Genomic DNA, 11,919 nt, shown 5'->3' on the forward strand with positions numbered 1-11,919 from the left:
ATCAGATGAAGTGCTTACGCAAGCGTTGAGAGAGGAAATCCAGCAGGCTGACGGTGACGATGATGAGCACCATCAGGGCGCAGGTTTGCTGGAACTGGAAACCGCGAATCGCTTCCCACAGGGTGACGCCAATCCCGCCTGCGCCCACCATACCGACCACGGTGGCGGAGCGAACGTTGGACTCGAAGCGGTACAGCGAGTAGGAGATCAGCAGCGGCATCACCTGCGGCAGGACGCCGTAGAGGATCTCTTCGATTTTGTTGGCGCCGGTTGCGCGAATACCTTCCACCGGGCCGGGCTCGATGGCTTCGACCGCTTCCGAGAGCAGCTTGGAGAGCACGCCGGTGGTGTGGATGAACAGTGCCATCACGCCGGCGAACGGACCCAGGCCAACGGCGACCACAAATAGCATCGCAAAGACCATTTCGTTGATGGCGCGACAGGCGTCCATCAGGCGACGCATCGGCTGGTAAACCCACCACGGTACGATGTTCTCGGCGCTCATCAGACCGAACGGAATGGAGAGAACGACGGCGAGGGCGGTGCCCCAGACGGCGATTTGCAGGGTGATCGCCATTTCGCTGAGGTAGTCCTGCCACTGGCTGAAATCCGGCGGGAAGAAGTCGGCGGCGAAGGTCGCCATGTTGCCGGAATCTTTGAAGAGCAGCAGCGGATCCATCTCCGCGCCCTTCCAGGAGATAACGAGTACCGCCAGCAGGATGGCCCAGCTTATGAGCGAGAACCAGCTACGCTTCGGCGGCGGGAGGGTGATGGTTTGCATGTTGGCTCCTTAATCTGTTCTCCCTCTCCCACAGGGAGAGGGGACTTGTGTTACTGCACCGCTTTATTCACGCTCGTCATCGCACCCAGCGCGGCGGTCAGGCGGTCGAGGTCTTCCAGCTGGGCCTGGATTTCAGAGACTTTGCTGGTCTTCTCCTCTTCCTTCAGCCCTTTGTTGTCCTTCACGGCCTGCATCTGCTTAAACAGCGCCAGCTGGCGAATCGGGACCAGCTGCAGATCGCTGGACGCGCGGAACGGTGCCCAGCCCAGACGTTCGAGGACCGCTTTCTCTTCCGGCGTTTTGCCGTAGGTCATAAAGAAGTCGTACACCTTGTCCTTGGTGCTTTCAGACAGGTTCTTGCGCCACACAATCGGGTCGCCGGGGATCAGCGGGGATTTCCAGATAACCTTGATCTCTTTCAGCTTGTCCGGTGCGGAGGTCTTCAGCTTGTCGAGGTTCTCGGTGTTGTTGGTGGCAACGTCCACCTGCTTGTTCGCCACGGCCAGCGCGTTAGTTTCGTGGCTGGCGTTGACGGTGCGCTTAAAGTCGCTGGCGGAGATGTTGTTTTTCGCGAAGACGTAGTAGCCAGGGACGAGGAAGCCGGAGGTAGAGTTCGGATCGCCGTTGCCAAAGGTCAGATCTTTGCGTTTGGCGATCATGTCGTTGAGGTTGTTGATCGGGCTGTCTTTGTTCACGATCAGCACGCTCCAGTATCCTGGAGAACCATCTGCCGCAACGGTCTGGGCAAAGACCTGACCGTTGGCGCGGTCCACCGCTTCCATGGCGGAAAGGTTGCCGTACCAGGCGATGTCCACTTTGTTAAAGCGCATCCCCTGGATGATGCCCGCGTAGTCCGGGGCGAAGAAGGCATTCACTTTGATCCCCAGTTTGGTTTCCATATCTTTCAGGAACGGTTCCCACTGCGGCTTCAGGTTTTGCTGTGATTCCGTTGAAATGATGCCAAAGTTCAACGCTTTTTCCTGCTCTTCGGCGTACGCCGGGCTTAACAGGGTGCTGATGCTGAACATGCTGGTGAAGGCCAGCGCGGCAACGGCTTTGTAGTTCATTTCCATTCCTCGTTATCGGGGCGTTAAGCAGCCTGCGCGCGTTCTTCGACGCGGTTTACGCTGCGGTAGAGATGGTCAAAACGTTCGTTATCAAACTGGTGGCTGGCGCCATCGAAGAACACGTGGCCCTGACGCAGGGCGACGATGCGCTCGCAGTAGCGCAGGGCGTAATCCACCTGATGCAGCGTCACCACCACGGTGATGCCGTCGTTCTGGTTGATGTCGCGCAGGGTTTCCATCACGATGCGGGCCGACTCCGGATCCAACGAGGCGATGGGCTCATCGGCCAGAATGATTTTGGCTTTCTGCATCAGGGCGCGGGCGATAGCGACGCGCTGCTGCTGCCCGCCAGACAGCGTGGACACGCGCTGGTGGGCGAAGTGCGCCATGCCGACGCGGGTCAGCGCCTGTAACGCTTCCTGCTTCTGTGATGGGGAGAACCAGCGCAGGCAGGTGCGCCAGAACGGGGTGCTGCCGAGCGCGCCTATCAGCACGTTCTCCAGCACCGTCAGGCGGTTCACCAGGTTGAACTGCTGAAAGATGTAGCCCGTCCGGGCGCGGCTTTTGCGAATATCGCTCGCCAGACGGCCCGCATGCTGCACGGTGTTACCCAGCAGCTCGACGCGGCTTTCCGGCGTTTTATCGCAGGTAATAAGGCCGCTTAAGTGACGCAGAAGGGTGGATTTTCCTGAACCGGACGGCCCCAGCAGCGCCACCATTTCGCCCTGCTGGACGGTCAGATCAACGGCACGCAGCGCCTTGTTGTGATTGAAGGTCTTGCTCAGTTTCTCGACGCGGATGACAGTGTGCATGTGCTGGGCCTCACGATAAATGTGGCCTCATGCTGGCGCATCAATATGACATTTGGGGTAAGTGCAGGTTGCGGGAGTTTGAAGAGTTGAGGGGAGTTTGATGACAGGCGGAGGCAGACCGCCCACCGCCCGAAAAATTAGTGCTGCTGCTTAACGACGTTAATCATCCACGGCACGCCGTACTTGTCGGTGACCTTACCGAAGCCGTGCGCCCAGAAGGTTTCCTGCCAGGCCATGTCGATATTCCCGCCATCGGCAAGGTTGTCGAACCAGCGCTTGCCTTCTGACACATCCTGCGTGTCGAGCACCAGCGTGAAGCCCGCGTACTGTGCGCTGCTGCCCGGCGGCAGCCCGTCGCTCATCATGATATCGCTGCCCGCAATGCGAACGTTGGAGTGAGCGATAGCCGAATCCGGAAACTGCATGCCGGACGGACAGCCTTCTTCGCTGTTATCGCTTTTTGGCATTTCGCCGAAGGTGATTTTATAGAGGAGTTCTGCGCCGACGGCCTGCTGATAGAAGGCGGTAGCCTCTGCACAGTTGCCGGCAAAAGAGATGTAGGGACTTAACGGCATAATCTTTACCTCACGTAAGAAAAGCCCGTTAAGTGTAGTTCCCGAAAGCCCGGTAAGCGAAGCGCTACCGGGCGGGTAAATCAGTTCTTTTTCACGAACTCGGATTTCAGTTTCATCGGACCGAAGCCGTCAATTTTGCAATCGATATTATGATCGCCTTCCACCAGACGGATATTCTTCACTTTGGTGCCGATCTTCAGCATGGAAGAGCTGCCTTTCACCTTAAGATCTTTCACCACGGTGACGCTGTCGCCATCCACCAGCAGATTACCGTTGGCATCTTTGACGATCAGTGCATCAGCGTCCTGCGCTGGCTCGGCATCATTCCATTCGTGTGCACATTCCGGGCAGATGAACATGCCATTATCTTCGTAGGTGTATTCAGAATTGCATTTTGGGCAGTGTGGGAGTTGCATGTCGGTATCCTTAAAAAGTGTTAACGCGCTGGAAAGTGCCAGCTAAATGACGGCAGAGTGCCGAAAAAGGCGGCAAGTATAACGCAAATCCACACTTTTGTCGGTGCTATTGTGAATTTAAAAAACGCAGAAAATGTGTTGCGAGTGACACTTACTGTCAGTCAGCTAAGCGATGCTAACGTCATTAACACGGTGGAAAGAGAAGTCGCTAAATATATCGAATATTTTATTGCGGCAAATTGCTACGCACCTTCATTTCGGATAAGGTGAAGCAACGCATTGTTATTTATCTTCGAACTTTACTGCCATGCATTTCTTATGTTGGCGGCCTATCCCTCTCTTTTTAGGTGGGTAAATAATGATGATATATCCTGAAGCTTCTTAAAATGGGCCAGGCTTTTTATCTTTTGGCTTTCAGGCCTTGAGGAGAGCTTTACACGCCATGCAGGGATAGCCATTTATTTCTGATTATCTTCAATTAGTTATATTTTGGTGAACATGTTTTCCACACGTGATCATATAAGCCTGAACATCATAATTAATACAAGTGGCTTAATAAAAGTAATAAATTTGCGTTAAGGAAAGGCTTTTATCATGCACACACAGACCATTTTTGAATTAAGTCAGGAAGCTGAGCGTTTGTTACAGCTTGCCCTGCAAAATCTCGATACCCTGAAATCAATGCCGACAGCGAAGCTGGAGAGCACGACGGCTGCTATTACAGGTGAAAAGAACAACGTGCTGCCTTTGCATTTTAGTGCGCGCGGCGTCGAAGCGCAGCAGGCAACGCTGAATAATGAATTACGCAAAATAACACGTCTGGAAATGGTTCTGGCTATCGTTGGCACGATGAAAGCGGGGAAATCGACCACCATTAATGCCATTGTGGGTACCGAAGTGTTGCCGAACCGCAACCGCCCAATGACGGCGCTGCCTACGCTGATCCGTCATACGCCAGGTCAGAAAGAGCCGGTGCTCCACTTCTCACATGTCTCTCCTATTGATGATTTGATTCACCTGCTGCAGAAAAAGCTTGGCGATTACGATCGCGGCAAGCTGGCTCTGCAACTGGAAATTGATAAGGACATGAATACGCTGCTGGAGCGTATTGAGAAAGGCGAGGCCTTTGAAAAGCATCATCTCGGGGCGCAGCCAATATTTCATTGCCTGAAAAGTCTCAATGACCTGGTGAGGCTCTCCCAGGCGCTGGGCGTGGCGTTTCCGTTCTCCGAATACGCGGCCATCGAACATATTCCGGTGATTGAAGTGGAGTTCGTACATCTTGCGGGTCTGGATGCCCACCTCGGGCAGCTGACGCTGCTCGATACCCCCGGCCCCAATGAGGCCGGACAACCGCATCTGCAAAAAATGCTTAGCGAACAGCTAGCCCGCGCGTCGGCGGTGCTGGCGGTGATGGATTATACCCAGCTTAAATCTATTTCTGATGAAGAGGTTCGTCAGGCTATTTCGGTTGCGGGGAAATCAGTGCCTCTGTATGCGCTGGTGAATAAATTCGACCAGAAGGATCGCAATAGCGACGATGAAGAGCAGGTCAGGGCGATGATCTCCGGTACCTTAATGAAAGGCACTATTTCGCCTGGCCAGATCTACCCTGTTTCCTCTATGTGGGCGTATCTGGCAAACCGCGCCCGCAACGAGATGAATGCCCGTGGACGCCTGCCGGATCATCAGGAGCAGCCCTGGGTGCAGGATTTTGCCGAAGCCGCACTCGGACGCCGCTGGCGTTCGGCGGACCTGGACGATATAAACCATATCCGTCACGCAGCCGATTTGCTCTGGGAAGATTCGCTGTTTGAACAGCCAATACGCAAACTGATTTACGCCGCCTATGCCAATGCCTCGCTATTCGCGCTGCGCTCGGCCTCGCATAAGCTGCTCAACTACGCGCAAAATGCCCGGGAGTATCTCGACTTCCGCTATCAGGGGCTGACGGTGGCCTTTGAGGGGCTGGAACTGAACATCGCGCGTCTTGAAGAGGATATGGCGCTGCTGCAGACGCGCCAGAGCGCGGTGAGCGATGAGGTGAAACATGAAGTTGACCAGGCGCTGAACGCGACCGCGGACTTTATGGAGGCCGAAAAATCGGCGCTTCATCAGGCCGTGGGCCATGTGTTCAGCCCTCAAAATATTCTTGATTTGGCAGGCGTTGAGCGGCTGAATCGCCGCAGTGACAAACTGCAAGAGCGGGAAACACTGGTTCTGGATGATGAAGGTCAGGCGCAGATCGTCCTGAGTAAAATTCGCTCCTCCTGTGAACTCATCATGCTGGATGCGCAGGCAAAAATCGCCCGAGAGCTGGCGTTACGCTTCGATCAGCTGGAATCTACGCTGGCGCGCTCGCTGAATGACGCTATCCGCCCCATTGAAACGCGTATAAAAGAGCATCTGAGCCATGCCGGCTTCCGGGCGCGGATCAGCTTCCCGGCTTTTCAGGCAAACCAGCTTGACTTCAATACGCGTGCACTGTTTAACGATGCCATTGCACAGGATAACCGCCCGGCAGGTCAACTTTCCGCCGGGAGCAGTATGCGTGAAACCGTTTCGCGTTGGCTCAATAATCCGGGCTGGGGCTGGGATGAGTACGTGGTCACGCGCACGCACTATGTTATCGACATTGCGCAACTGCATGACAAATTTAAGCAACATATTGATCAGTTTTGTGAACAAATACGTAAAGCTTTGTCCGCGCAGGTCGATGTCTCTGTTACGGCCGGAATGGCGACGTTCTTTGCAGAATTTTCGTTATGCCTGACCGGGTTACAGGAAAGCTTGCGTGATAGCCTCGCAGTGCGTCAACAAAATGAGCATTCAACCCGAGCGCTCAGCCAGCTGTTGAAGCAAAGCATTACGACTGCGACGTGGATTCAGGAAGATACCCGACTGTTACGCGATGACATTCAAACTCTATTCGCAGCAGAGCAACCATGACAACACAGCTACTGGACGGTCCCGGGCGGACGCTGGAGTGTATTCATCCCAGGTTTATGGTCGATCTTGTGCAGGGCGTGGACGCGGCGCGCCATCCCCATCTGGGGCCGCAGCAGCTGCAGTTTCGTGAACGTTTGACTCAGGAGATCATGACGCATACCCGGCTACGGCCCTGGGCGATGGCGGGAATGCTTAACGAGAACGCGGCCCTGCGCCTGGGGCTGGCGGAAAAACTCGCCGGCATGTTGGATCCGGGCCATCTTGCGCTGACGCTGATGGCCGATAAACTGACTGCACTGTGCCAGCAGGCTCACCTGCGCGCTCAGCCATCTCCCGGCCTGCTTGAACAGTATGCGGAGCTCTCCTCTCATTTTATCCAACGTGCCGCCTATAAAGAAAAGGCGCTGACCCAGCGTGGACTGACGGTACAGGCGGGCGAGCACAGTGAACAAATTTTCACCCGCTGGCGAGCCGGTCACTATGATGGCTGGTCTTTGGCCGGGCGCTGCTTCATTGTTCTGGAAGAGCTGCGCTGGGGAGCATTTGGCGATGCCTGTCGTCTGGCGAACAACGATGTGTCGGCCATGCTCAAGGATAATTTACGCAGCATGGCCGCCAACTACCTCGCGCAGGGCATCAATGCGTCTCCCACAACGCGCCATTTCTATCATCAATGGCTGACCACACCCGCTTCGGCGGGTTTAATCGATCACAAAGACATGCTGGGCTGGCTGGGCGACTGGTGTCAGGCGGATATACATCCGGTGAGTTGGTCAGTGACGCAAAACTGGCAGACCGTCGCGCTGGGTATGCCGAGGCTGTGTTCGGCAAAACGGCTGGTGGATGCAATGGTGGAAGAGATTTTTGGTTGAACCCCTCATCCTGACCCTCTCCCCCCAGGGGAGAGAGGATGGCTGGCGCGGTGTGTTAGTGATTCATTTCTATCGGTTTCGGTTCAGGCGGGATCTCTTGCACATTTCCGTAGCGTTTCGCGTATAGCGCCGTGATGATGGGCACCAGGATTGCGGTGACAATCACGCTGGCGGCAACCAGTGCCGTCGCGGACGCGGCCACCGGTTCGAAGGCCGGGTTAATCTGGGCGATAATCACCGGGTTTGCAACGGCAGCGCCTGCGGCTGAAGAGGCGGCGACGCCCGCCGTGCCGTTTCCTCCCCCGATTACGCGGTCAGCAATGATCAGCGGAATACCGGTGATGATGATAACCGCGACACCCAGCACAATCCCCAGCAGTCCCGTATCCAGAATCACGTTCAGGTTGATGGTGTTACCCAGCGCAAAGCCAAAGAATGGGATCAGCACCGGCGTGGCTTTGCTGAAGAAATCACGCAGATCGTGATCCAGATTGCCCAGCGCGAAGCCGATCAGGAATGGCAGGATCGCGCCGACAAAATGATGGGGCTCAAAAGAAGCCAGGCCAGCGGACCCCAGGATCAACATCGTCATGAGCGGGCCGGACTCCAGAGACATCAAAACAAACGCGCCGGACTCCTCTTTCGTTCCGTACTGGTTCATCAGGCTGGCATACAGCCCGCCGTTGGTCATGTCCATCGCCGAGACAATCGCCAGGACGGATAACCCGGCGAAGAAACCGGTCTGAATTCCATTTTCAGGAATGAACATCGCGCATATCATTGCGACCACCCAGGCAACCGCTATTTTGGTTATCACCAGCGTTCCGGATTTGCGTAATACGGTACCGGTTGCCCGCAAATTAATGGATGCGCCGATACAAAAGAACCAGACCGCCAGGATGGGAACGGTACCCGTAATCATCCCCTTTGTGAAACCACCAAAATAAGCCCCGGTTTCAGGTGCTAATGTATTCAGAATAGCACCGAGTACCAGCGGCACCAGCATCATACCACCCGGTATGCGTTCTATCGTGGCTTTAATCTTCATCTCTAACCCTCACAATTTCGCCTCTCATGGTGAGCGGCAGGTGCGAATAAAAAAATCAATAAATTCAATTTGATGAAGGGTGCTCTTGATGATTGGTTTGTGATAACCCTGCACCGAAATTCAGTCAGCGCTCTCGTTTCCTCTCGTCAGAAAACATGCGTCGCTATGTTTCAGGAATTATCATGCGATCGATGGAATATTGATTCAATGAAAATAAAACGGCGTTTTAGTTATCTTCATCACATATTGAATGTAAACTTTACGGCGCGTTGTGAGAGCTGAAAATTTATGTAAATCTCTTGTAAAAAATATGGCTTTTTATTCTGTTGGGAAAAGAAAAAGGATGAGGGCGAAAATGAGGGCTCTGGAAGGTTGAGAAAGTACTTATTTGCGGTAGTTGACAAAAACTGTCTTCACCTGACGCAGTATAAATATATGTGTGAAGTTGATCACAAATATAAACGCTGGTAGGGTAAAAAGGTCATTAACTGCCCAGACAGGCGTCAACAGGTTCGGTTGTATCGACGGTAAACGTCAATGTAAGTAAACCTGCTACGCTTGAAGATGGAGGTTCGCACGGAGCGGATCTCGGGTTCACAGAGTGCGAGTTGGCTGTGGAACGGACAGGGCTAAGTCTACGAGGAAAGCTATGCTAAGAAGGAAAAAGGTTAAACCCATTACGCTTCGCGACGTCACCATTATTGATGACGCTAAACTGCGTAAAGCGATCACCGCCGCCTCGCTCGGTAATGCGATGGAATGGTTCGATTTCGGTGTCTACGGCTTTGTTGCCTATGCATTAGGTAAAGTGTTCTTCCCCGGTGCTGACCCAAGCCTGCAGATGATTGCCGCGCTGGGTACATTCTCCGTTCCTTTCCTGATCCGCCCGCTGGGTGGTCTGTTCTTCGGTATGCTCGGTGACAAATACGGTCGCCAGAAAATACTCGCTATCACCATTGTCATTATGTCGATCAGTACGTTCTGTATCGGCCTAATACCGTCCTATGCCACGATCGGCATCTGGGCACCTATTCTGCTGTTGCTCTGTAAGATGGCGCAGGGCTTCTCCGTCGGGGGCGAGTATACCGGGGCGTCGATCTTCGTCGCGGAGTATTCCCCTGACCGTAAGCGCGGCTTCATGGGCAGCTGGCTGGACTTCGGTTCGATTGCCGGGTTCGTGATGGGCGCGGGCGTCGTGGTTCTGATTTCAACCGTGGTCGGTGAGGAGAACTTCCTCGACTGGGGCTGGCGTATTCCGTTCTTTATCGCGCTCCCGCTGGGTATTATCGGTCTTTATCTGCGACATGCTCTGGAAGAGACACCTGCGTTCCAGCAGCACGTTGAGAAACTGGAGCAGGGCGACCGCGAAGGGCTGCAGGACGGCCCGAAAGTGTCCTTTAAAGAGATCGCGACAAAGCACTGGCGCAGCCTGCTGACCTGTATTGGTCTGGTGATTTCCACCAACGTCACTTACTACATGCTGCTGACCTACATGCCGAGCTATCTGTCGCATAACCTGCACTACTCGGAAGATCACGGCGTGCTGATTATTATCGCCATCATGGTGGGTATGCTGTTTGTACAGCCGATTATGGGTCTGCTGAGTGACCGCTTTGGCCGTCGACCGTTTATCATCCTGGGTAGCGTAGCGCTGTTCGCGCTGGCGATCCCGGCGTTTATTCTGATCAACAGTAACGTGCTGGGTCTGATTTTCGCGGGTCTGCTGATGCTGGCGGTGATCCTGAACTGCTTTATCGGGGTGATGGCATCCACATTACCTGCGATGTTCCCGACGCACATTCGTTATAGTGCGCTGGCGGCGGCGTTCAACATCTCCGTTCTGATTGCCGGCCTGACGCCTACGCTTGCCGCCTCTCTGGTGGAAAGCACGCAGAACCTGATGATGCCAGCCTACTACCTGATGGTTATTGCGGTAGTCGGCCTGGCGACCGGCCTGACCATGAAGGAGACGGCGAACCGTCCTCTGAAAGGGGCGACGCCTGCGGCATCTGATATTCAGGAAGCGAAAGAAATCCTGCGCGAGCACTACGATAACGTTGAGCAGAAAATTGAGGATATCGACGCAGAGATTGAAGAGCTGCAGAAGAAACGCTCCCGTCTTGTTGATCAACATCCACGCATTAACGAGTAATAAAGAAACCCGCCAACGGCGGGTTTTCTTTTATTAGCATCCGGCGGCGATGTAGTCGCCGTTGGCGCTAATGGGGATGACGGTCAGGAACAGGACGGTCGCGAACAGGATCAGGATGATACCTCCGGCAATTTTAACTGCCGGCACCAGCCATCTGAACGCGCTATCTCCCCCGAACCATGCCACCGTGCGTTCACGGGCATAACGAACCGCCAATGATAGCCCCATAATAGAGAGTGCCGTTCCTAAAGACATGGTCATAACGGCCGCCATTCCCCAGGTGACAATGCCCAGCGCGTTCGAAAACATCAGAATCATGATTGCACCGCTGCACGGACGTGCGCCAATCGCCAGAATGACGCCCAGACGCGTTTTCCAGTCACCTTGTGTCAGATCTGCGCCCACGCCGTGATGACCACAGCCACAGTGTTCATCGTGCTGATGAAGGGGAGTGATGGCTGAGATCCTCATTCTTTGAGGCCGCAGGCTTTTCAGCGCCTGGTAAATGATGAAAGCACCAAACGCGCCAATCAGCACGGCGCTTATCTTCTCGACATACCAGCGGCTGGTGCTGATATCCCCTGACGCGAGGTTAAATCCTACTGCCAGAATAAAGACAAACAGAATGGCGCTGACGCCCTGCATCAGGCTGCCAAGAAAGGGAACGGTGCGTGCGGCCAGTTGGCTCTCCTTATTTGTGCTCAGGTAGGTTGTCACGATGAACTTCCCGTGCCCCGGCCCGATGGCGTGAAGGACGCCATAAAAGAAAGCGCCTGTTAAGAGCCATAATCCACCGCTGTACTGGTTGTTATTAAGCTGCAGGAGATACATTACCAGATAACGGTGCAGCGTAATCTGTGTGGCAAGGCACCACTGGATAAAGGCGTTCCAGTGCGTATGCAGCGTAAAAGTGGCGAAGAGGATGGCCAGCATCATCAATCCGGCCGTAGGGAGGCGCCAGTCGCGAGGCAGGCGTTGTGTATTCATCAGGGGGAGCTCTGCGGAGAAGAATATTTGCCGCTAGTATAGTTGATCTTCTCTTTCAGTTCGCAGGATCGCATCAGGATCTTGCTGTAATTGTGGATAAGTCTGTGCGTAAAAGGGTATAAAGCGGGGTTTTGCTGGGGAATGCAGCAGTCAGTCATTTTTTTGCAACTTTTCTGTTGCGGGCTGCGGAGAACTCCCTATAATGCGCCTCCATCGACACGGCGGATGTGAATCACTTCACAGTTAACCCGGTCGGTTGA

General features: G+C 54.3%; 10 protein-coding genes. 3 read left to right on the forward strand and 7 right to left on the reverse strand.

What is annotated here, in order from left to right; translation table 11 throughout:
- Position 1: 1 nt before the first annotated feature.
- The 5 genes from phnE to IM294_RS19810 form a co-directional block, all read right to left on the reverse strand.
- The gene (phnE, locus tag IM294_RS19790) at positions 2 to 781 is read right to left on the reverse strand and encodes a phosphonate ABC transporter, permease protein PhnE (RefSeq protein WP_028015213.1); all 780 of its coding nucleotides are present in this window, start codon (positions 779 to 781) and stop codon (positions 2 to 4) included.
- A 50-nt stretch (positions 782 to 831) separates the two neighbouring features.
- Positions 832 to 1,848, reverse strand: coding sequence for a phosphonate ABC transporter substrate-binding protein (gene phnD, locus IM294_RS19795; RefSeq protein WP_126818762.1), 1,017 nt, complete (start codon positions 1,846 to 1,848; stop codon positions 832 to 834).
- Between the two features lie 23 nt (positions 1,849 to 1,871).
- Positions 1,872 to 2,660, reverse strand: a complete 789-nt coding sequence (gene phnC / locus IM294_RS19800) for a phosphonate ABC transporter ATP-binding protein (protein ID WP_126818763.1) — start codon at positions 2,658 to 2,660, stop codon at positions 1,872 to 1,874.
- Positions 2,661 to 2,797: 137 nt separating this feature from the next.
- Positions 2,798 to 3,235 carry a VOC family metalloprotein YjdN gene (yjdN, locus tag IM294_RS19805; RefSeq protein ID WP_028015216.1) on the reverse strand — a complete coding sequence of 146 codons (438 nt, stop codon included), beginning with the start codon at positions 3,233 to 3,235 and terminating at the stop codon, positions 2,798 to 2,800.
- 80 nt (positions 3,236 to 3,315) lie between these two features.
- Positions 3,316 to 3,651 carry a zinc ribbon domain-containing protein YjdM gene (locus IM294_RS19810; RefSeq protein ID WP_126818764.1) on the reverse strand — a complete coding sequence of 112 codons (336 nt, stop codon included), beginning with the start codon at positions 3,649 to 3,651 and terminating at the stop codon, positions 3,316 to 3,318.
- Positions 3,652 to 4,245: 594 nt separating this feature from the next.
- Here IM294_RS19810 and crfC point away from each other — a divergent pair.
- Both crfC and IM294_RS19820 read left to right on the forward strand, forming a co-directional pair.
- A complete protein-coding gene (gene crfC, locus IM294_RS19815; protein ID WP_126818765.1) occupies positions 4,246 to 6,600 on the forward strand; it encodes a clamp-binding protein CrfC in 2,355 nt (784 codons plus the stop codon).
- The gene (locus tag IM294_RS19820) at positions 6,597 to 7,472 is read left to right on the forward strand and encodes a diguanylate cyclase regulator RdcB family protein (protein ID WP_045261071.1); all 876 of its coding nucleotides are present in this window, start codon (positions 6,597 to 6,599) and stop codon (positions 7,470 to 7,472) included. Before crfC ends, IM294_RS19820 begins: the two co-directional genes overlap by 4 nt.
- A gap of 55 nt (positions 7,473 to 7,527) precedes the next feature.
- On the opposite strand, the gene kdgT is transcribed toward IM294_RS19820, so the two are convergent.
- Entirely contained in the window at positions 7,528 to 8,520 is a 993-nt protein-coding gene (gene kdgT / locus IM294_RS19825) for a 2-keto-3-deoxygluconate transporter (protein WP_028015220.1), read from the reverse strand.
- A 649-nt stretch (positions 8,521 to 9,169) separates the two neighbouring features.
- On the opposite strand from kdgT, the gene proP reads away from it, so the two are divergent.
- Complete coding sequence (gene proP / locus IM294_RS19830; protein ID WP_041911505.1) at positions 9,170 to 10,672, forward strand: glycine betaine/L-proline transporter ProP; 1,503 nt, start codon at positions 9,170 to 9,172, stop codon at positions 10,670 to 10,672.
- Positions 10,673 to 10,705: 33 nt separating this feature from the next.
- Here the strand turns inward: proP and IM294_RS19835 are convergent, their stop codons facing one another.
- A complete protein-coding gene (locus IM294_RS19835; protein ID WP_126818766.1) occupies positions 10,706 to 11,659 on the reverse strand; it encodes a nickel/cobalt transporter in 954 nt (317 codons plus the stop codon).
- Between the last annotated feature and the right edge of the window lie 260 nt (positions 11,660 to 11,919).

Source organism: Enterobacter cloacae complex sp. P43RS, assembly GCF_014930585.1.
Lineage (GTDB): Bacteria > Pseudomonadota > Gammaproteobacteria > Enterobacterales > Enterobacteriaceae > Enterobacter > Enterobacter bugandensis.

What these genes read in the sequence shown, in the direction of transcription:
- phnC (WP_126818763.1), bottom strand. Translation starts at nt 2,660, where the DNA reads ATGCACACTGTCATCCGCGTCGAGAAACTGAGCAAGACCTTCAATCAC.
- kdgT (WP_028015220.1), bottom strand. Translation starts at nt 8,520, where the DNA reads ATGAAGATTAAAGCCACGATAGAACGCATACCGGGTGGTATGATGCTG.
- phnD (WP_126818762.1), bottom strand. Translation starts at nt 1,848, where the DNA reads ATGAACTACAAAGCCGTTGCCGCGCTGGCCTTCACCAGCATGTTCAGC.
- IM294_RS19820 (WP_045261071.1), top strand. Translation starts at nt 6,597, where the DNA reads ATGACAACACAGCTACTGGACGGTCCCGGGCGGACGCTGGAGTGTATT.
- IM294_RS19810 (WP_126818764.1), bottom strand. Translation starts at nt 3,651, where the DNA reads ATGCAACTCCCACACTGCCCAAAATGCAATTCTGAATACACCTACGAA.
- yjdN (WP_028015216.1), bottom strand. Translation starts at nt 3,235, where the DNA reads ATGCCGTTAAGTCCCTACATCTCTTTTGCCGGCAACTGTGCAGAGGCT.
- proP (WP_041911505.1), top strand. Translation starts at nt 9,170, where the DNA reads ATGCTAAGAAGGAAAAAGGTTAAACCCATTACGCTTCGCGACGTCACC.
- crfC (WP_126818765.1), top strand. Translation starts at nt 4,246, where the DNA reads ATGCACACACAGACCATTTTTGAATTAAGTCAGGAAGCTGAGCGTTTG.
- IM294_RS19835 (WP_126818766.1), bottom strand. Translation starts at nt 11,659, where the DNA reads ATGAATACACAACGCCTGCCTCGCGACTGGCGCCTCCCTACGGCCGGA.
- phnE (WP_028015213.1), bottom strand. Translation starts at nt 781, where the DNA reads ATGCAAACCATCACCCTCCCGCCGCCGAAGCGTAGCTGGTTCTCGCTC.